The 18,816-nt window shown below is 62.1% G+C and carries 20 protein-coding genes; 10 read left to right on the plus strand and 10 right to left on the minus strand.

All coding sequences use genetic code 11. From position 1 onward, the window contains the following. Nucleotide 1: 1 nt before the first annotated feature. Nucleotides 2-526, minus strand: coding sequence for a DUF3558 domain-containing protein (locus E5720_RS15480; RefSeq protein ID WP_247595986.1), 525 nt, complete (start codon nt 524-526; stop codon nt 2-4). Between the two features lie 192 nt (nt 527-718). On the opposite strand from E5720_RS15480, the gene E5720_RS15485 reads away from it, so the two are divergent. After that, complete coding sequence (locus E5720_RS15485; protein ID WP_136171382.1) at nt 719-1,030, plus strand: hypothetical protein; 312 nt, start codon at nt 719-721, stop codon at nt 1,028-1,030. Here the strand turns inward: E5720_RS15485 and E5720_RS15490 are convergent. Continuing rightward, a complete protein-coding gene (locus E5720_RS15490; protein WP_136171383.1) occupies nt 1,027-1,665 on the minus strand; it encodes a Type 1 glutamine amidotransferase-like domain-containing protein in 639 nt (212 codons plus the stop codon). The genes E5720_RS15485 and E5720_RS15490 overlap by 4 nt on opposite strands. Then, on the minus strand, nt 1,662-2,102 hold the full coding sequence (locus E5720_RS15495) for an HIT family protein (protein WP_136171384.1): 441 nt from the start codon (nt 2,100-2,102) through the stop codon (nt 1,662-1,664). The genes E5720_RS15490 and E5720_RS15495 overlap by 4 nt, the downstream gene beginning before the upstream one ends. Nucleotides 2,103-2,437: 335 nt before the next feature. Between E5720_RS15495 and E5720_RS15500 the strand changes: the two genes are divergently transcribed. The 3 genes from E5720_RS15500 to E5720_RS15510 are packed head-to-tail and all read left to right on the plus strand — an operon-like array spanning nt 2,438 to nt 5,273. Beyond that, entirely contained in the window at nt 2,438-3,514 is a 1,077-nt protein-coding gene (locus E5720_RS15500; protein ID WP_136172736.1) for a Re/Si-specific NAD(P)(+) transhydrogenase subunit alpha, read from the plus strand. Continuing rightward, nucleotides 3,514-3,852 carry an NAD(P) transhydrogenase subunit alpha gene (locus E5720_RS15505; protein WP_136171385.1) on the plus strand — a complete coding sequence of 113 codons (339 nt, stop codon included), beginning with the start codon at nt 3,514-3,516 and terminating at the stop codon, nt 3,850-3,852. The genes E5720_RS15500 and E5720_RS15505 overlap by 1 nt, the downstream gene beginning before the upstream one ends. After that, nucleotides 3,852-5,273 carry an NAD(P)(+) transhydrogenase (Re/Si-specific) subunit beta gene (locus tag E5720_RS15510; RefSeq protein WP_136171386.1) on the plus strand — a complete coding sequence of 474 codons (1,422 nt, stop codon included), beginning with the start codon at nt 3,852-3,854 and terminating at the stop codon, nt 5,271-5,273. The genes E5720_RS15505 and E5720_RS15510 overlap by 1 nt, the downstream gene beginning before the upstream one ends. Nucleotides 5,274-5,339: 66 nt before the next feature. Here the strand turns inward: E5720_RS15510 and E5720_RS15515 are convergent, their stop codons facing one another. Next, the gene (locus tag E5720_RS15515) at nt 5,340-6,029 is read right to left on the minus strand and encodes a hypothetical protein (RefSeq protein ID WP_136171387.1); all 690 of its coding nucleotides are present in this window, start codon (nt 6,027-6,029) and stop codon (nt 5,340-5,342) included. Nucleotides 6,030-6,119: 90 nt separating this feature from the next. Next, nucleotides 6,120-7,277: an MFS transporter gene (locus E5720_RS15520; RefSeq protein WP_247595987.1), complete on the minus strand. Its 1,158-nt coding sequence runs from the start codon at nt 7,275-7,277 to the stop codon at nt 6,120-6,122. Between the two features lie 329 nt (nt 7,278-7,606). On the opposite strand from E5720_RS15520, the gene E5720_RS15525 reads away from it, so the two are divergent. After that, nucleotides 7,607-7,984 (plus strand): hypothetical protein, encoded by a 378-nt coding sequence (locus E5720_RS15525; protein WP_136171388.1) that lies wholly within the window; start codon nt 7,607-7,609, stop codon nt 7,982-7,984. Between the two features lie 70 nt (nt 7,985-8,054). Next, on the plus strand, nt 8,055-9,080 hold the full coding sequence (locus E5720_RS15530) for a phosphotransferase family protein (protein WP_136171389.1): 1,026 nt from the start codon (nt 8,055-8,057) through the stop codon (nt 9,078-9,080). Here E5720_RS15530 and E5720_RS15535 read toward each other — a convergent pair. Together E5720_RS15535 and E5720_RS15540 are read right to left on the minus strand one after the other, a co-directional pair. After that, complete coding sequence (locus tag E5720_RS15535; protein ID WP_136171390.1) at nt 9,077-9,541, minus strand: thioesterase family protein; 465 nt, start codon at nt 9,539-9,541, stop codon at nt 9,077-9,079. The two genes, E5720_RS15530 and E5720_RS15535, sit on opposite strands and share 4 nt — an antisense overlap. A gap of 6 nt (nt 9,542-9,547) precedes the next feature. Next, nucleotides 9,548-10,747, minus strand: coding sequence for a benzoate/H(+) symporter BenE family transporter (locus tag E5720_RS15540; RefSeq protein WP_136171391.1), 1,200 nt, complete (start codon nt 10,745-10,747; stop codon nt 9,548-9,550). Between the two features lie 86 nt (nt 10,748-10,833). Between E5720_RS15540 and E5720_RS15545 the strand changes: the two genes are divergently transcribed. Beyond that, nucleotides 10,834-11,682 carry an SGNH/GDSL hydrolase family protein gene (locus E5720_RS15545; protein ID WP_136171392.1) on the plus strand — a complete coding sequence of 283 codons (849 nt, stop codon included), beginning with the start codon at nt 10,834-10,836 and terminating at the stop codon, nt 11,680-11,682. On the opposite strand, the gene E5720_RS15550 is transcribed toward E5720_RS15545, so the two are convergent. The 3 genes from E5720_RS15550 to E5720_RS15560 all read right to left on the minus strand — a co-directional run bounded on the left by E5720_RS15550 (nt 11,671) and on the right by E5720_RS15560 (nt 13,570). Continuing rightward, nucleotides 11,671-12,483: a shikimate 5-dehydrogenase gene (locus E5720_RS15550; protein WP_136171393.1), complete on the minus strand. Its 813-nt coding sequence runs from the start codon at nt 12,481-12,483 to the stop codon at nt 11,671-11,673. The two genes, E5720_RS15545 and E5720_RS15550, sit on opposite strands and share 12 nt — an antisense overlap. Before the next feature lie 34 nt (nt 12,484-12,517). Beyond that, the gene (locus E5720_RS15555) at nt 12,518-13,183 is read right to left on the minus strand and encodes an HNH endonuclease family protein (RefSeq protein ID WP_136172738.1); all 666 of its coding nucleotides are present in this window, start codon (nt 13,181-13,183) and stop codon (nt 12,518-12,520) included. Nucleotides 13,184-13,318: 135 nt separating this feature from the next. Further along, a complete protein-coding gene (locus tag E5720_RS15560) occupies nt 13,319-13,570 on the minus strand; it encodes a hypothetical protein (protein WP_136171394.1) in 252 nt (83 codons plus the stop codon). A gap of 88 nt (nt 13,571-13,658) precedes the next feature. Between E5720_RS15560 and E5720_RS15565 the strand changes: the two genes are divergently transcribed. The 3 genes from E5720_RS15565 (at nt 13,659) to E5720_RS15575 (ending at nt 18,811) form a co-directional block, all read left to right on the plus strand. Then, nucleotides 13,659-16,472, plus strand: coding sequence for a DEAD/DEAH box helicase (locus E5720_RS15565; RefSeq protein ID WP_136171395.1), 2,814 nt, complete (start codon nt 13,659-13,661; stop codon nt 16,470-16,472). Then, complete coding sequence (locus E5720_RS15570) at nt 16,472-17,230, plus strand: SWIM zinc finger family protein (RefSeq protein WP_136171396.1); 759 nt, start codon at nt 16,472-16,474, stop codon at nt 17,228-17,230. Before E5720_RS15565 ends, E5720_RS15570 begins: the two co-directional genes overlap by 1 nt. Before the next feature lie 75 nt (nt 17,231-17,305). After that, the gene (locus E5720_RS15575) at nt 17,306-18,811 is read left to right on the plus strand and encodes a CoA-acylating methylmalonate-semialdehyde dehydrogenase (RefSeq protein ID WP_084346459.1); all 1,506 of its coding nucleotides are present in this window, start codon (nt 17,306-17,308) and stop codon (nt 18,809-18,811) included. The last annotated feature ends 5 nt before the right edge of the window (nt 18,812-18,816 follow it).

Raw genomic sequence — 18,816 nt, forward strand, 5'->3', positions numbered from 1 at the left:
CCTATTTCGCGTTCGCTACGGTTGCGCGGCCCAGGTCCTCGACAACCTCGCAGCTGTCCCGAGGAGGTACTGCAAAGGCATAGTTCAGCGACCAATGCAGAAATCCGTCACCGGATTCGATTCCCGCTTCACATGAAGTGTCGGCACCCTTTGCAGTGAAACCGGGATGTCCGTCTACGTCGATGTACGCGATCTCGCGACCGATCTGTGCGGCGACGGATCGTTCGCGGTCGATCGGGCTACCTCGATACCACGTGAACATGGCGTACGCGCCGGAATCGGACGCCTCCCACCTGCATCGGACACCATTTTTGGAGGAGGAGGCAATGCCGGGGACTCCGGTGATCGAACCCAACTGCTCGTCTGTCATCGAACCGCACTCGCCGACGAAGAGTTCCCCGGTGGCCGGTGTCGGGGCTGCCGTAGAACTGGTCGAATCGAGAGTGGATGCCGAGTTCTCCGCGGAACAGCCGGTGGCAGCAAGGACCAGCACTGCGACACCGAACGGGATTCCGCGCTTCCACACGTGCAGAACCATACCGAGGCGGCAGATTCGACGCGAGAGGACCTGGCCATCGAAGTCACATCTGTCACATCAGTCACTCTGTTATCTGATCGATGCAGCGACAACACGAAAACCGGTGGCTGTTGAGGCTAGCGTCCACCACTAGTGGTATCTGCTCGGCGACTCGGCCGGGTACCAAGGAGGGTGAGAAACATGATGGATTCCGCCAGCAAGTCCTGGACATTCATCGCCGCGATCTTCTCGTACGAATTCCAAGGCGGCGGAGTCGATTACGACACCATCGAGATGATCCATCGGGGCGAGATTCACGAGTGGATCGTTGCGCTCGAACTATCCGGACTCTTCGATCGAGCGGTTGTAGAACAAGTGGAGATCACGTGGAAGCGACAACCTCGGCTACTCCTGGACACTCTTCTCGTCGACGCAGACGAGATGACCCGCAAAAGATGCGAGATGGCATGGGCATCGCTCGACCGTCTCGCGCCCATCGCCCAGTCCGGTTAAAGAAGGACAGGTAGTTCGCCGTCGATCACGACGACCTGCTCGTCGGTCAGAGTCCGGTACGGGATGTTTTCTCGCTGATACTGCGAGACCATCTTCGGTCCGGAACCGTTGTCGTCGAGGATCGATCCGAAATGTGGAACTATCGCGAAATCGATCAGGCCCAGCCCGTTCCACACAACTTCGGTGCCGGTTGCCGGTAACACCTCTTCCGGATCGTCGGCCGCCTCGATTCCGCGCAAGGTGGTCGACACGACACACGCGCCTGCGCTGTAACCGCCGTAGGTGAGGGTCCCATCGCGCACTCGACGTGCGATCGCGAAGTCCGCGCCGCTGCGGCTCAATTGCGCACGGAGAACAAAGGTGTTGCCACCACGAACCCAGACTGTGCCGTAGCGATCGAGCTCCTTCGCCAGTTGCTCAGGACGGTCGATGAACGAACGGAGGTCGAGTTCGTGTGGATCGAATCCGAGCTCCCGCAGATCTCGTACTTCGGTGGTGACTGCCGACTGGCGGGCGGCGCTCGGCCATCCGTCGGCAGCTGAGGCGATGACAGCAACGCGTCCCGGTGTTCCCGTCAACGCGAGGAACTTCTCGACGTGATCACCGAATCGATACGACGCCAAGAACATTTTCATGGTCGACCCTCTCGGGACAAGCGATCGAGGCCCTCCCTGATTGCGTCTGCGGTCTCCTCCGGTTTGCGTAACCGTCGAAAGACGAACCCTCCCGCGAAGCGCAACTTGTCACCCGTCCACCTGGGTACGACATGAAGATGGGTGTGGAAGACGGTCTGGAAAGCGGCCCGCCCGTCGTTGACAACGAGGTTGGCGCCGTCGGTATTCAGATCCGAACGTCGAAGTGCGCGTGAAAGTCGATGACCGGCCGCGAATACTGCCGCGCCGAGTGTTGGATCCAACGAGTCGAGATCAGCTGCGTGCACTTTCGGGACAACCACGATGTGGCCCCTGGCGACAGGGCGAATATCCAGAAACGCCAATACGTCGTCTGTTTCGAACACGATCGTCGCCGGTAAGTCGCCTTCGACGATGCCGCAAAAAACGCACTCGATCATTGGGTCTACAGTAGGCGAGCCTCTACCTGCCGGGCACCTATGACGTCGATCACGTTGGGTGGCATACCTGCACGTCGCGTTACATCGCGCTCGCTTCCGGGTGGAACTTACTGTGGCGTGGGTTACCTAAGATCTGTCGACTCTGGCTATCATCAGAAAACTTGTGCCTTGTCGCATGGATTCGCCTCCTCGTCGCGCGGATGAAGTAGCCATTCGACGAAACCGTAGGCGCCAATCAACTCACGAAAGTCGGAGATTTGGAAACATCGCAGAGCACTGAGAACAATCCGAGCACAGCGGGGACCAGCGCTGCAGGGACGAGCACTGGTAAACCGGTGCGAGTGGGCGTAGTTCGCGAGTCCTTGGACGGCGAGCGTCGCGTCGCGTTGGTTCCGAAGATCGTGGCGTCGCTGATCGGCAAAGGCGTCGAGGTGATCGTCGAGTCCGGCGCAGGCTTGGGCGCACTGATTCCGGACGAGCTGTACGTTTCGGCCGGCGCGACGATCGGGGACCCTTGGGGTGCCGATGTCGTCGTCAAGGTCGCACCGCCCACCGATGCCGAGGTCGCGAAGCTGTCTTCGGGTTCGACGTTGATCGGATTCCTGGCGCCGCGTAACGCGGAAAACAGTATCGGCGCGCTGAAGGCAGCGGGTGTGCAGGCGTTCGCCGTCGAGGCGATTCCCCGTATCTCGCGCGCGCAGGTCATGGACGCGTTGTCTTCACAGGCGAATGTCGCAGGCTACAAGTCGGTGCTGCTAGCGGCGTCCGAGTCGACAAGATTCTTTCCGATGCTCACCACCGCCGCGGGCACGGTCAAGCCCGCGACAGTATTGGTCCTCGGCGTCGGTGTTGCCGGCTTGCAGGCTTTGGCGACAGCCAAACGTCTCGGCAGTCGTCCGACCGGGTACGACGTGCGCCCCGAGGTTGCCGATCAGGTCCGCTCGGTCGGTGCTCAATGGCTCGACCTCGGGATCGACGCAGCAGGCGAAGGCGGTTACGCCCGCGAACTCACCGAGGAGGAGCGGACGCAGCAACAAGACGCCCTGGAAGAAGCAATCAAGGGTTTCGACGTCGTCATCACGACCGCGTTGGTGCCCGGGCGTCCGGCTCCACGTCTGGTGACGGCCGCGGCCGTCGAGGGCATGAAGCCCGGCAGCGTCGTGGTCGACCTCGCCGGTGAGACCGGCGGAAACTGCGAGTTGACCGAGCCCGGCCAGACCGTCGTCAAGCACGCGGTCACCATCGCCTCGCCGTTGAACCTGCCTGCCACCATGCCCGAGCACGCAAGCGAGTTGTACTCGAAGAACATTTCGGCGTTGCTCGAACTCATGCTCGTCGACGGCGGCCTCGCTCCCGATTTTTCGGACGAGGTCCTCGCCGGTGCATGCGTGACACGTGAGAAGGAGAACTGATGTACACCCCACTGCTGGCGAATATCGCGATCCTGGTGTTGTCCGGGTTCGTGGGCTTCGCAGTGATCTCCAAGGTGCCCAACACCTTGCACACCCCGCTGATGTCCGGCACCAACGCAATTCACGGCATCGTCGTGCTCGGTGCACTGGTCGTGCTGGGGAAGGTCGAGGATCCCTCGATCGGTCTGCAGATCATCCTGTTCGTCGCCCTGGTGTTCGGAACTGTCAACGTGATCGGTGGATTCGTCGTCACCGATCGCATGCTCAGCATGTTCAAGTCCAAGCCTGTGCCCGTCGCAGTCGCCCCTGGATCCGTCGAGAAGGGTGCTGACTCCTGATGGACAATCTCGTCAACATTCTCTACATCGTTGCCTTCGGCATGTTCATCTACGGTCTGATGGGTTTGACCGGTCCGAAGACCGCTGTTCGCGGTAACCAGATCGCCGCGGTCGGCATGTTCATCGCAGTCGTCGCGACGCTGATCGCGATTCGGGACACCGAGAATTGGATCCTGATCATCGTCGGCCTCGTCGTCGGTGTCGCTCTGGGTATTCCGCCCGCACGCCGAGTGAAGATGACCGGTATGCCCCAGCTGGTGGCACTGTTCAACGGTGTCGGCGGCGGCACGGTCGCGTTGATCGCTTGGGCAGAGTTCCTCGACACTTCGGGGTTCTCGGACTTCAACCACGGCGAGTCGCCGACGGTGCACATCGTCATCGGTTCGCTGTTCGCGGCGATCATCGGTTCCATCTCGTTCTGGGGTTCGCTCATCGCGTTCCTCAAGCTCCAGGAAACACTGCCGGGCTCTCCGATCACGATCGGAAAGCTGCAGCAGCCGATGAACGCGCTTCTGCTCATCGGCGCCGTCGCCGCAGCGGTAGTTATCGGAATCAACGCCGCCCCTGGCGAAGGTGTCTCGCAGTGGTGGATCGTCGCAGTCTTGGTGCTGGCAGGCATTCTCGGTCTGACGGTGGTGCTGCCGATCGGCGGCGCGGACATGCCAGTGGTCATCTCGCTGCTCAATGCGTTGACCGGCTTGTCGGCCGCGGCCGCAGGCTTGGCGCTGAACAACACGGCAATGATCGTGGCGGGCATGATCGTCGGCGCGTCGGGCACGATCCTGACGAACTTGATGGCCAAGGCCATGAACCGGTCGATTCCGGCAATCGTCGCCGGTGGGTTCGGTGGCGGCGACGCTGCGTCCGGACCAGTGGGGGCCGCTGGTGGCACCGCGAAGGCGACGTCGGCTGCCGATGCTGCTATTCAGATGGCATACGCAAACCAGGTCATCGTCGTTCCCGGTTACGGTCTCGCCGTGGCACAGGCACAGCATGCCGTCAAGGACATGGCCAAGTTGCTCGAAGCGAAGGGTGTCGAGGTCAAGTACGCGATTCACCCTGTTGCCGGCCGCATGCCGGGACACATGAACGTGTTGCTCGCCGAGGCCGACGTCGAGTACGACGCGATGAAGGAAATGGACGACATCAACGACGAGTTCTCTCGCACCGACGTCACCTTGGTGATCGGCGCGAACGATGTCACCAACCCGGCTGCTCGCAACGACCCGTCGTCTCCGATCTACGGGATGCCGATTCTGAACGTCGATCAGTCCAAGTCGGTTATCGTGCTCAAGCGTTCGATGTCCTCCGGATTCGCGGGAATCGAGAATCCGCTCTTCTTCGCCGAGGGCACCTCGATGCTCTTCGGCGACGCCAAGAAGTCGGTGTCCGACGTGACCGAGGAACTCAAGGCGCTGTAGCAGTCACATAGATAGAGCCCGAAAAACGACCGAGCCTCGAAGTGAGGCTCGGTCGTTTTTCTCGGTTCAACGCAGCCGCCGCTGTACCGACATGGCTGCGGTGTCGAGCGGGTTGCGTGCTTCTTTTTCTGCGGCAACGGGTGAGTAGAGCATCACGGCGGACGCCGCAGCCCACCATCCGGCGACTATCAGCAGGGTTGTGGCGACGCCGATGATCGTCGCCGCTCCGCTGATGATTGCAGCGGTGCCGACAGCTAGCACTGCAACAGTTCCGAGGCCCCACACGATCGGTAGATGCCGGGTGGCGGCAACGAGGGTTGCAGCGAACATCAGCGCTGCGCACGCTGTCACGTAGCCGTTGGGGAGCGCGGAGGCAGGAACCCAGCCCGCCGCCCATGTCCGAACGGCAGCAGTGGTCAGCGAAGCACCGATCGTCAGAGTGATCACCGCGCCGATTCCGTAGTGAAGTTTTCGAATAAGTGCGACGACCGTCAGCGCAGCGACGGCAATCAGCACGGGTGTGATGCCGAAGGAGTGGAGCACTTTCTCCGACAGGCCGACAAGTTCGGTCACGACTACGCGTGAGTGCGGGTAGGTGAATCCGAGTGTCGGTAATACGACCAGGATGGTCAGCAACATCAGAGCTGCTGCTCCGGCCGCTATTGCTCGCGCAGTCGTGCCACGTCGGCGGAAGACTGCGTCCAGTTCCTCTTCGTTCAGTTCGACAAATTCCATGCTGTCGGTGTTCGTGGTCATAGGCCCAGCGCCGCTTGGTCTGCACGATTCATGGCCACGACAATGCATCATGACCCTGAGCGCTCGATGTGAATTGGCCGTGAACTCCGTTCAGGTGCTCCGTACCCCGATGTGAGGCGCACGAACGGTTCCGGCGGTTGCGGCCGCCAGCAAGGTAAGAGCCAAGGGCACTGCCATCGCGGCCGTGAGCGGAACGACGTGCGACAACCAGCCGATGACGGCAGGACCGGCGAGGAACCCCACATAACCCATGCCTACGACGCGCGACATATTGGTCGCAGGCGCGCCTGATCCGAGGTTGCCTGCGCTGGTGAATATCTGAGGAATACTCCCGGACAATCCGAGGCCGAAGGCCGCCCAGCCTGCCAACGTGAGTGGTAGCGACTCGGACACGAGTACAAGGAGCATTCCCGCTGCGGCCACGAGGCTGCCGTAGCGAACGACGGCGACCGGGCCGAATTGCGCGCTGATGCGGTCGGCGCAGAAGCGGCCGACGGTCATCGCCGATGCGAAGAACCCGAACGCGAGCGCCGCGATCCCCTCCGAGGTGTCGAGATGTTCCTTCACCTGCAACGTGCTCCAGTCGTTTGCGACGCCCTCGGACAGAAACAGCGCGAACGCCAGTGCGCCCAGGCCGAGTACTCGCGGAGAGAACCAGCCGAGCGGGAGTGCGTCGGAGTGATTCGGTGATGTCGAGGTGTGAGTCGCGCGCAGCAGTAAAGAAGTGCACGACGCGATGGCGATCAGCCCGAGTAGTGCAGCGCCGCCCATCGACACCTCGATCGGGAGTGCGGCTTCCAGTGTCGCAGCACCTATCAGTGATCCGAGTACACCGCCTACAGAGAACAAGGCGTGAAAGGCCGACATGATCGGTCTCGGATAACTGCGCTCGACCTCGACTGCTTGAGCGTTCATTGCCACGTCGAGAGCACCGTTGGACATTCCGAACACGAACAGTGACGCGCCGAGAGTGACGACGCCGGTCGACAGCGCCGGCCCCATCAGTGCAACGGCCAACATCGAAGCCGAAAGCATAACGAGTCGGTTACTGCCGAAGCGGTCGGAGAGGCGTCCGGAGACCTGCATTCCGAAGATCGCGCCGACCGCAAGAAGGAGCAGCAACGATCCCAGCGTGGCGTGCGAGGTGTCGGTGCGGCGTTCGACCATCGGAATGTGCACGACCCAGACGGAGAAGAGGAAGCCGTTGACGGCAAATATCGTGAAAATTGCGACGCGTGCACGTTTCATGCGCATGGATACGCCAACGGGAACATCGACCACGAAGCGCAACGTTACCTGGCGATTGTCGGTTCAGTCGGGCCCTGGTGCACTGCAGGAGGGGTTCGGGACAAGCATTCGTTGCTGAGGCTGGTGCGGATTGGGCCATTGATGTGACGCTGGTCACAACGCTCGATTTCGCCTGGCGGCACCAGCGGGCGAGAGCGTAGTTTCTTTACATCGGCCATGAGTGGTATTCGTTACAGATGGAGCGTAACGATCCTGAAACGGTCTCGACCAGGTCAATGTCTCTTGGGTCTCATCGGCATCACGAGGCGGAGCCGCTCGAAGGGGAAATCATGACGCTCGCAGACGCTCGCTATACGGATGCTGTTTCTACTGCCAGCGGTGAGGCGCAGACCCTCTCTCGAAGTCAGCTCGACATGATGCGTGCATTCTTTTGCTATGAATTCGAGGTTGCTCGACTCGATCGCACCTCGCTGCCCGAGGCCACTCCCGAGGTTGTGGCCGAGTGGGTCGGCGCCCTCGAGATGAGCGGGCTGTTCGCTCGCGCAGAACTGAGCACAATGGCAGACGCCTGGCTACGTGAGCCCGAATCGCTTGTGTCTCTTCTGGTCGGCGACGTCGACGAGATCGCTGCCCGCCGCGAGGTGGGTTCGAAGGTAGAAAATGTGACCTCCAGCGATGTCGATGCAGATTTGATGCGCGCCAGCTGATCCCACCCCCGCTGTCGGGGTCTTGGCTACCATCCTCCCAACCGAGTAAGTGCTGGAGGGAAGGAAGCAAATGACCACAGCAGGTGTGGACGAACCCGCAGTCGCCGGGTGGATCGGAAGTCTGGGCATCGGTGCAGTGTCGCCGTTGAATTTCGAGCGCGTGGGCAACGGACAATCCAACTTGACCTATTCCGTGGGTGATGCGGGCGGTAGTCGGTGGATCATGCGTCGGCCACCGCTCGGTCACCTGCTTGCGTCGGCACACGACGTCGTGCGTGAGCATCGAATCATGTCCGCGTTGCAGAACACACCTGTTCCGGTGCCCAAGATGTTGGCGGTGTCGGATGATCCCCGGATATCGGAAGTACCTCTCGTTTTGATGAGCTTCGTGGACGGTGTCGTCCTCGACTCGGTGAATACCGCAGAGCGGTTGCCAGAGGAGGTCCGTAGAGCAGTCGGCCTCAACATGGTGGGTGCCCTGGCCGCCATTCATCGTGTGGATCTCGAGAGCGTCGGCCTTCTCGACCTTGCAAGCCACAGCTCGTACGCGTCCCGTCAACTGAAACGTTGGACAAAGCAATGGGAGCAGTCCAAGTCTCGCGAGGTGCCGGCGATCGATTCTCTCGCCGAACGACTGGCTGCCAATATTCCAGAGCAACAGGAACTTTCGCTGGTACATGGCGATTTTCATCTCAACAACGTAATCGTTTCACCGACCAGGGGTTCGATCCTCGCCGTGGTCGACTGGGAGCTCAGCACGCTCGGTGATCCTCTCGCAGACCTCGGCGGACTTCTGGCCTACTGGCCCGAGGCCGGAGACGCCGTCGCGGGCCCCTTCATGGCGTCCACTGCGGCAGGATTCCCCACGCGCGAGGAATTGACCGCCGAATATGCGGCCAAGACAGGCCGTGATGTCACGTCGGCAGGGTTTTGGCAGGTGCTGGCGCTGTGGAAGCTTTCGATCATCGCCGAGGGGGTCATGCGTCGGGCCGAGGCCGATGTTCGTAACCGCGCCGACGCCGGATCGCCCACGACTTCGTTGATCGACGACATCGTGGGGCGGGCCGTCTCGACCGCGGACGCTATCGGTATCTAGCTCGGTATGACCAGAGTGCGTGCTGCTGCTTCGATTTCGGTGGGAATCGGCACAGGTCGACGGGTCTGGGCGTCGACGTAGACGTGTACGAAGCGGCCGGTTGCAGCAAGCTGCAACTCGTCGCCTACGGCGTCACGAAAGAGGGCGAGTTTGTAGACGATGCTGCGGGTTCCGAGTTTTTCGACCGACAGTCCGACCTGGAGACGATCTGGGAAGGACAGTTCGCGGTGGTACTGGCACGAGGTTTCGGCGACGACGCCGATCGCAGACAGTAGCCGAATGTCCAGGCCGGTTGTGGCCATCAGCCACCCGTTCACCGCAGTGTCGAAATACGAGTAGTACGTGACATTGTTGACGTGGCCATAATGGTCGTTGTCGTCCCATCGCGTCCCGACGGGCCACAGGGCGGGGTATTCGGCTGCCGGGTTGTGCTCGGCGCGGTGATCGGCAGAAGCGGTCATGCATGGTTACTCTATCGGCTTCCGTGCTAGAACCCAGCGCAGGAGCAGGCCGACGACCAGAGCCCAGAATGCCGATCCGATACCGAAGACCACCACGCCCGAAGCGGCAATGAGGAAGGTGAGGATTGCAGCCTCACGACCGGTCTCTGCTTTGAGTGCGCCGGCGAGCGACGCACCGAGGGTTCCGAAAAGTGCAAGACCGGCAACCGTTTCGACGACGCCGGGCGGAGCAATCGCGACGAGGGTAGCCACGGCTGCCGAGCACAGTGCGAGAAACAGGTAGAACCACCCAGCCGAAGAGGCTGCGATCCAGCGTCGTTTCGTGTCCGGGTGGGCACTGGGACCGGCGGCCAGCGCAGCGCTGATGGCGGCCAAGTTGATCGCGTGGCCGCCGAATGGGGCGCCGAGGACGGTGCCGATTCCGGTGATGCTCAGGACCGGTCGCCACGGGACGTCGTAGCCGAACGAGGTCATCACTGCCGCTCCCGGGATGTTCTGCGACGCCATGGTCACGATGTACAAAGGGAGCGCTATTCCGATGATTGCCTGCCACGTCCAGTGCGGCATCGTCGGATCGATTCGTGGAATCAGATCGAGGGCGCGAGGAATTCGATCCTGACTCCACACATCGATGGCGATGACGATCGCAGCCGCGCCGAACGCAGCAGGAACCGCCCAACGCAGGGAGAATCGTTGCAGGACCAGCCATACCAGAACTACTGGAGCGATCACCGCCGGGGAAGCAGCAAATGCTGTGACCGGTTGCAGGCACAACGGCAGCAGTACCCCGGCGAGCATGGCCTGGGCGAGTGATGTCGGAATCGCTTGGATCAACTTTCCCAGTCGGGGCCACAGCCCCGTCGCGACGATCAGGACACCCACCACCACGAAGGCTCCTACGGCTGCAGGCCAGCCGCCGACGACAGTTCCGGTGCCCGCCAGCAGAGCCGCTCCAGGAGTCGACCAAGCGAGCGTGATGGGCTGTCGGTAGCGGCGCGAGAGATACACCATCCCGACACCTTGAGTGATCATGATGGCGAGGAGTCCTGAAGCTGCTTCGGTCGGCGTTGCTCCGACGGCACGAAGTCCGGTGAGGACGACGGCGAACGAACTGGTGAATCCTACGAGCGCGGCGACGATACCGGCGAGGATCGGCTGCACTCGACCCGCATCGGGCGTAGTAGCGATGTCTGGGTGATCGGGCACAAATGTAGATGATGCCCTCTGGCGTGCGATGCCGCGCGATCGACGAGTTCGAGAAATGAGAGCATGCGGAGGCGCATACTTTTCACATGCTCGTCCGACATCTGGCAAGTGTGGTTGTTCTGCTGATGGCCGGTGCGGTCTGTGCCCCTACAGCCCAGGCTGATCCGATCGTCGAGCACGTGAATCTCGGTGACAGCTTCAGCGCAGGTAGCGGTGTGCTGCCACTTGCCGCGGGCGCTCCGCTCGGGTGCCTGAGATCGGAAAGAAACTTCGCCAGGATCGTCGCAGACGAGCGCGGTTATCAACTCGAAGACGTGAGCTGCGGCGGAGCGTCGACCGAGGACTTCTACAGCCGTCAGCACCCCGACACCCCACCTCAATTCGATGCGCTGTCGGACTCGACCGACCTGGTCACCCTGATGATCGGCGGGAACGACAGTGATGTATTCGCCGGTGCAATCTCCTCGTGTGTCAGTGCGGCACTGAGATCGCCGGGTGCCGACAGCCCATGTGCAGATGAGTACGGGACACGTTTCGAAGACACCATCACCTCGCGGACCTACCCGGCCATTCGGCAGGCGCTCGGCGACATCGAGCGACGCGCTCCACGGGCGCGCGTGGTCGTCGTCGGCTATCAGTGGCTCCTCCCGCCCACGATCGGGTGCGCGCCGCAGATGCCGGTCGCGCCCGGGGACGTCCCCTACCTACGCAGTCTGCAGCGGACACTCAACACGAGCATCGCCAGCGCAGCCGCCGAGACCGACACGACGTTCGTCGATATGTCCGTGGTGTCCGAGGGGCACGATGGTTGTCAGGCCGTCGGAACGAGGTGGGCCGAACCGCTCGTGTTCTCTGATCAGTTCGTACCGCTGCACCCCAACGCTGCGGGAGAGGCCGCAATGGCCGCGGAGGTGGAGAACGCGCTAGCGTCGTGAGAACTCGGATGCACGGGCGATGAGATCGCTCGTAGGCCGAACACCGGTGTAGAGGAAGAATTGCCCTGCCGCCTGCAGTGCGATGACCTGTGCGCCCGTTACTACCGGCTTGCCTGCGGCACGCGCTGCGGCAATGAACGGCGTCTCCGACGGCATCGCCACGACATCGAATACTGCTTGCGCCGAATGGATTTGGGCTTCGGTGAACGGTGACGCGTCGGCATCGGGTCCGCTTTCCATGCCGATGGGAGTGACGTTCACCAGAAGTTCTGCAGGCACGGGCTCCGGCGCCCAGTCGTAACCGTAGGCCTCTGCGAGCGCATTTCCGGTCTTGGAGTTGCGCGCTACTACGGTGCCCTTGGTGAAACCGGAATCGCGAAGTGCCGCGACGACAGCTTTCGCCATCCCGCCGCTGCCGGTGACTGCGACCGTGAACTCGGATGAAAAGCCCGAAGCAACAAGGAGATCCGCAACGGCCTGGTAGTCGGTGTTGTAAGCGTGTAGGACGCCGTCTTCGTTGACGATGGTGTTCACCGACTCGATGGCGCGCGCCGAATCGTGCACCTCGTCGACCAGCTCTATGACAGCTTCCTTGAACGGCATCGAGACGGCGCAACCACGGATACCTAGCGCACGGACACCCCCGATGGCCGCGGGCAGGTCGGTGGTGGTGAAGGCCTTGTACAGGTAATCCAGATCCAACTCGTCGTAGAGGTAGTTGTGGAATCTGGTGCCGATGTTGCTGGGACGCCCGGATAGTGACATGCAGAGTGTGGTGTCCTTGGTCAACGAGCGATTCATGACCCCAAGTCTATTCCGGACGGCCGAAGCGGTATCAGCAGTTCTCGGCGACCGCGGCCAGGGCGCGCTGATCCGCCTGTGTGATGGGTAGCCCGTATTGCGCCGCCACGGAGAGATATTTCCCTGCGTAGAAGCAGTGATATGCCTTGTTCGGGGGCAGCCAGTGCGAAGGTGTGTCGTCACTCTTGGATTGGTTGTCGTGTCCGTTGACAGCGAGAAGGTTGAAATCGAGGTCGTTGGCGAATCGCACTCGTTTGTCCGGTAGCCACCCATTGGCGCCCATGTCCCAGGCTGCGGACAACGCATAAACGTGATCGATCTGAACCGCGCTGGCATCCGATTTGCTGAACTTCACGACCTCACCCGAGTACGGGTCGGCAAGAGAGCCTTCGAGGACCACGCAGTTGTGGGTGCCTTCCCGGAACACCAACGCGCTCATGCTGCGAGCGAGGACGTTGTTGCGGGTGTCGCAACCGTCGTGACCGCCGGGGCCGTCGTAGTCGTCGGTCCATGCTGGACCGAAGACGCAACCTTCGCCCTTTTTACACCCACGCTCGTAACCGAGGGCATCCGGCCTCGCGGCAACGACCGGTACCTGAGCGAGAAGTTCCTCGATCTGCACGCGCGTGGGGCTACCCGGCGCAGGAGGTGGCGGTGCAAAACCGGGTATCCCACTATCGCAGGAACCGAATGCCGCCATCGCAAAAGTAACCGCTACCAACAGCAGCGCGATACGCAGCTTCTTCACACACACCCAATCCTCGAACCACAGTTGACTCTCGAGAGTGTGCCGTATGGCACCGACAAAGGTGCAATCAGCCGACGTGCCTACCTTCTACGAGCGCCAGCGCCGTGCCTGCTTGCTCCCAACCCGGATCTCGTCGGAGAACGTATCACCGGACTCGACGAACTTCGCACGCATACTCTCCCCCCACTCACGCTCTGCCGAACTCGCTACTCCGACCGCGGCGATTCCGTCGGCGTGAGCCAACTTCAGCGCCGAGGATCCGACGCCGCCGCCAGCCCCGAATACTCGCCTCGATCCGCCGATCGACCGGTCTCCGAATGGGCATGGTGTTCCGATCACGCACGGAACGGACGGGATCCCGTCGGAAATGGCTGCAACTGGAACACCACACCCAACTGTGCTGATGCCTCCCTGCTTGGATGGACCAATGCTGCATGGTCTCTGGTCTCCAGGTTCGGGGCTGATGCTGTGGCAGGAAGAGGCGTCCGGCAGTGAGCCGGATCTTCCGGCCACGCACGCCCGGGCGGTGGCCCGGACCTTCCGTCACAAGGTCGATGTCGCGTTCCCGCCTGCAGGTGCGGGCGACCCTCGCGTGGTACGAGTGCCTGCCCTTGCGCTGGCGCCGGTCGATGCTGCCGAGCTTCTACTGCGCACCCCGGACTCGCACGCCGCGATGTCCGGGGACCTCCGGTATCTCGGGCATGTTGCGCGGGGAGTCGAGCGATGGGTGCGGGCCGGACGCGTCGTGCCTGCGCTGATCCTCATCGACGGGCATTGGTGGCCCAGGTGGCGTCTCGTGGGTGGGGAACGGCAGCGCGCGTGGCTCAGTGAGCTTGCTGTGACGATGCCCTCGGTTCAGTGCCACGGCAACAGGCCGAAGAAGTTGCTGGAGGACTTCCTCGAAGAGATCACTGATCCGATCGTGAGATCGATACTGGGAAAGCCTGATTCGGACCATCCGTTGTTGGCGGCCCTCGTTCGCGACGATTCCGTCGAAGACGGTACGACGCAGACCGCGACGTTGATGGACAAGTGGCGGGCAAGCCTCACCGTCGACGAACCCGCGCTCGTGTTGCGTCTGCTGGAGCCGGACGACGAGGCCGCGGAGGCAGACGAGAGCGAAGGGGCGTTGTGGAAGCTTCAGGTGTGCCTGCGGGCCGATGGGGAAGCTCCGATTCCGGTGCCCATGAGCCGAAAGGTCGACGCGAGCCTGTTGAGCACTGCTGTGCGCAAGCTCGGAGAGGCGGTCGCGGCGTACCCGCGGTTGCGTGACCTCCCGTCCCACCCTGGCACCCTGGATCTGCTGCTCCCCACCTCTGTTGTGATCGATCTCGTCGAACACGGCGCGAAAGCTCTTTCGGAGTCGGGGACGACCGTCCTGCTACCCAGGGCGTGGAGTCGACTGGACCCGTCGATGCGACTGCGGGTCGATTCGCCCGCCGTGACGAAGGCCGCCGAGAACCGCGCCGTCGGGATGGATGAGTTGGTTTCGTACGACTGGCAACTGCAACTCGGCGACATGGTGCTGACGGAGGGTGAGTTGAATCGGCTGGCAGTGTCCAAGGGTGACCTGGTTCGTCTTCGTGGGGTGTGGGTGCTGGCCGACGGAAGCCAGCTCGCCGCCGCCGCCAAATACGTTGCGCAGCATCATGGCGACGGAACCGAACTGGGCAAGTTGATGCGCGAAATGACGATCTCCTCGCCGCCGCCTGCACCCGTCGAGGAGATCACCGCTACCGGGTGGGCGAAGACGCTGCTGCAGCCCGACGCCGTCCCGGAGCGGATTCCGTTGCCAGCGGGGGTGAATGCTGTTCTGCGGCCCTACCAGGAACGTGGTCTGGACTGGTTGGCGTTCATGTCTCGGTTGGGGTTGGGCGCAATTCTGGCTGACGACATGGGTTTGGGGAAGACGCTGCAGGTGCTGGCTCTGCTCGCACACGAGAAGAGCCCGACGCCGACGCTGTTGGTCGCACCCATGTCGGTCGTCGGCAACTGGCAGCGTGAAGCCGCGAAGTTCACTCCTGACTTGCGGGTCCTGGTTCATCACGGTCCGGCGCGGTTGCGGGACGACGCCCTCGAGCAGGCGATCACCGAGCACGACCTCATTGTCACGACTTACGCCCTGATGGCCAAGGATCGAGCGCAGTTCGCGGCACGGACGTGGCGCCGGGTGGTTCTCGATGAGGCTCAGCACATCAAGAACGCCGGGACGGTTCAAGCCAAGGCTGCTCGCGCGATTCCCGCCGATCTGAAATTGGCATTGACCGGCACGCCCGTCGAGAACAGGCTGGACGAGCTTCGATCCATTCTCGATTTCGCGAACCCGGGAATGCTCGGTGCGCCTGCCGATTTCCGCAAGCGGTTCTCGGTGCCTATCGAGCGTGAGCAGGACGAGAGTGCGGTCACACGATTGCGCGCGATCACCTCGCCGTTCATTCTTCGTCGCGTCAAGACCGATCCGACGGTCATTGCCGACCTGCCGGACAAGGTCGAGATGACGGTTCGCGCGAATCTGACGGCCGAGCAGGCGGGGCTCTACAAGGCAGTGGTGGACGAGATGATGGCTCAGATCGCCGACGCGAAGGGCATGAAGCGCAAGGGGGCGGTGCTCTCGGCCCTCACTCGCTTGAAGCAGGTGTGCAATCATCCCGCGCATTTCCTGTCCGACGGTTCGCCGGTTCTCAAGCGCGGTCAGCATCGGTCCGGGAAGGTCGGATTGGTGGAGGACATTCTCGATTCGGTTCTCGGGGACAACGAAAAGGTGCTGCTGTTCACGCAGTTTCGCGAGTTCGGGGAACTCGTCGCACCGTATTTCGCCGAGCGGTTCGGTACCGAAGTGCCGTTCCTGCACGGTGGCGTCAGCAAGTCGAACCGTGATGCGATGGTCGAGAAATTTCAGGAGGACGGCGGGCCGCCGATCATGATGCTCTCTCTCAAGGCAGGTGGCACCGGTTTGAACCTGACTGCGGCCAATCATGTTGTGCATCTTGATCGGTGGTGGAACCCGGCGGTGGAGAATCAGGCTACCGATCGTGCGTTCCGCATCGGCCAACGCAAAAACGTTCACGTGCGAAAGTTGTTGTGCGTGGGCACCGTCGAAGAACGTATCGATGGGATGCTGGGTTCGAAACAGGATCTTGCGGACCTTGCCGTCGGGACGGGTGAGAACTGGGTGACCGAGATGGACACCGGCGAATTGCGTGAGTTGTTCCGCCTCAGCGAAGATGCAGTGGGAGAGTGATGGCGGACTTCGGTCAGTACGGTAGACGTCGTAAAGTCAAGGGCGGCATCGAATCACAGAACAAGCGTGGAGCTTTCGGGCAGACCTGGTGGGGCCGCCACTTCGTCACCGCCATGGAAGAGCTGGCAGATCCGGGTCGGATTGCGCGGGGACGTACGTATGCCCGAGGTGGTCAGGTGCTGACGCTCGGGGTCGAACGCGGTCAGATCTACGGCGAGGTTCAGGGGAGTCAGCTCGAACCGTTCTCGGCGTCGGTGACCGTGGATCCGCTGTCACAGGGCGAGGTTTCGGCTCTGGTGGGCAGGGTGCGCTCCAATCCGGGGATGCTCGCGGAACTTGCGTCCAACGCGATCCCGCAGGAGCTTGCCTCGACGCTTCTGCCGCACGACAAGGGTCAGCTCGATTTCGATTGCACCTGCCCGGACGACGGGTGGCCCTGCAAGCATGCGGCTGCGCTGATGTATATCGCGGCCGAGCACATCGACGCTTCGGCGGCGACGATTCTGACGTTGCGTGGCGTCGATCTGGAAATGTTGATCGAGGATGTCGGGGAATGCGAGATCGAGTTCGATCGTGAGGACTGGTTCGGCAACGAGATGCCGTTTCCGTCGTTGCCGCGTGCAGAGTTTTCTCCGGCGATCGAGGATCTGGACCCGCTGATCCTGCGGCGCGCCTTCCGCTCGGGTGGCTACGAGGAGTTCGAGGTCAGCTCCGCTGTCGCCGATCTCGTGGGCTTCTATCGGAGGTTGGGCGAGTAAACCTCTAGACATACATGGATGTCCGACTATAGGATGACAACACATCATCTTCTCGTATCGGTTAGGACGGATCTCATGACTCGCGAGCTCTCGCACTTCATCGGCGGCAAGCACGTCTCCGGCACCTCGGGCAACTTCGGTGACGTTTTCGATCCGAACACCGGCGAGGTGCAGGCACTCGTGCCGCTGGCCAGTGATGCCGAGGTCGAGGCCGTGATCGCGGATGCAGAGAAAGCCCAGGTCGAATGGGCCAAGTGGAATCCGCAGCGTCGTGCCCGCATCCTGATGAAGTTCGTCGAGCTCATCAACCGAGACATGGACGAGCTGGCCAGGTTGCTCTCGAGCGAGCACGGCAAAACCGTCGCAGACGCCAAGGGTGACGTCCAGCGTGGTCTCGAGGTCATCGAGTTCGCGATCGGCGTTCCGCACCTCCTCAAGGGCGAATACACCGAGGGTGCCGGTGGTGGCATCGACGTCTACTCCATGCGTCAGCCGCTCGGAGTCGTTGCAGGGATCACTCCGTTCAACTTTCCCGCCATGATCCCGCTGTGGAAGGCCGGCCCAGCCATCGCCACCGGCAACGCATTCATTCTCAAGCCTTCCGAGCGTGACCCCTCGGTGCCGCTCAAGCTGGCCGAACTGTTCCTCGAAGCAGGTCTGCCGCCGGGCGTCTTCAACGTCGTCAACGGTGGCAAGAACGCCGTCGACGTTCTACTGAACGACGATCGCGTCAAGGCCATCGGCTTCGTCGGCTCCACGCCGATCGCGCAGTACATCTACGAGACCGCCGCCAAGAACGGCAAGCGTGCGCAGTGCTTCGGCGGCGCCAAGAACCACGCCCTGATCATGCCCGACGCCGATCTCGACCAGGTCGCCGACGCACTCCTCGGTGCCGCGTACGGCTCTGCGGGTGAGCGTTGCATGGCGATTTCGGTTGCTGTTCCGGTCGGTGAAGAGACGGCCGACGCACTGGTGGCCAAGTTGACCGAGCGTGTCAAGAACCTGAAGATCGGCCGCAGTGACGACGAGAACGCGGACTTCGGTCCACTCGTCGGTAGCGATGCACTGAAGCGAGTCAACGACTACACCCAGATCGGCGTCGACGAGGGTGCCGAACTCGTCGTCGACGGGCGCGGCTTCGAGCTCGAGGGCCACGAGAACGGATTCTTCGCCGGCGCAACACTGTTCGACAAGGTGACGACGGACATGCGCATCTACAAGGAAGAGATCTTCGGTCCCGTCCTGATCGTCGTCCGCGCCGAGGATTACGAGGATGCACTGCGTCTGCCGTCCGAACACGAGTACGGCAACGGTGTCTCGATCTTCACTCGCGACGGTGACACCGCGCGTGACTTCTGCTCACGCGTTCAGGTCGGCATGGTCGGCGTCAACGTCCCGATTCCGGTGCCGATCGCGTACCACACCTTCGGTGGTTGGAAGCGTTCGGGATTCGGCGATCTGAACCAGCACGGACCCGATTCGATTCGCTTCTACACCAAGACCAAGACGGTCACGCAGCGTTGGCCTTCGGGCAAAAAAGAAGAAACTGCGAACCACTTCGTCATCCCGAACATGGACTGACCGCC

This window comes from Rhodococcus sp. PAMC28707, assembly GCF_004795915.1.
In the GTDB taxonomy this organism is placed as follows: domain Bacteria; phylum Actinomycetota; class Actinomycetes; order Mycobacteriales; family Mycobacteriaceae; genus Rhodococcoides.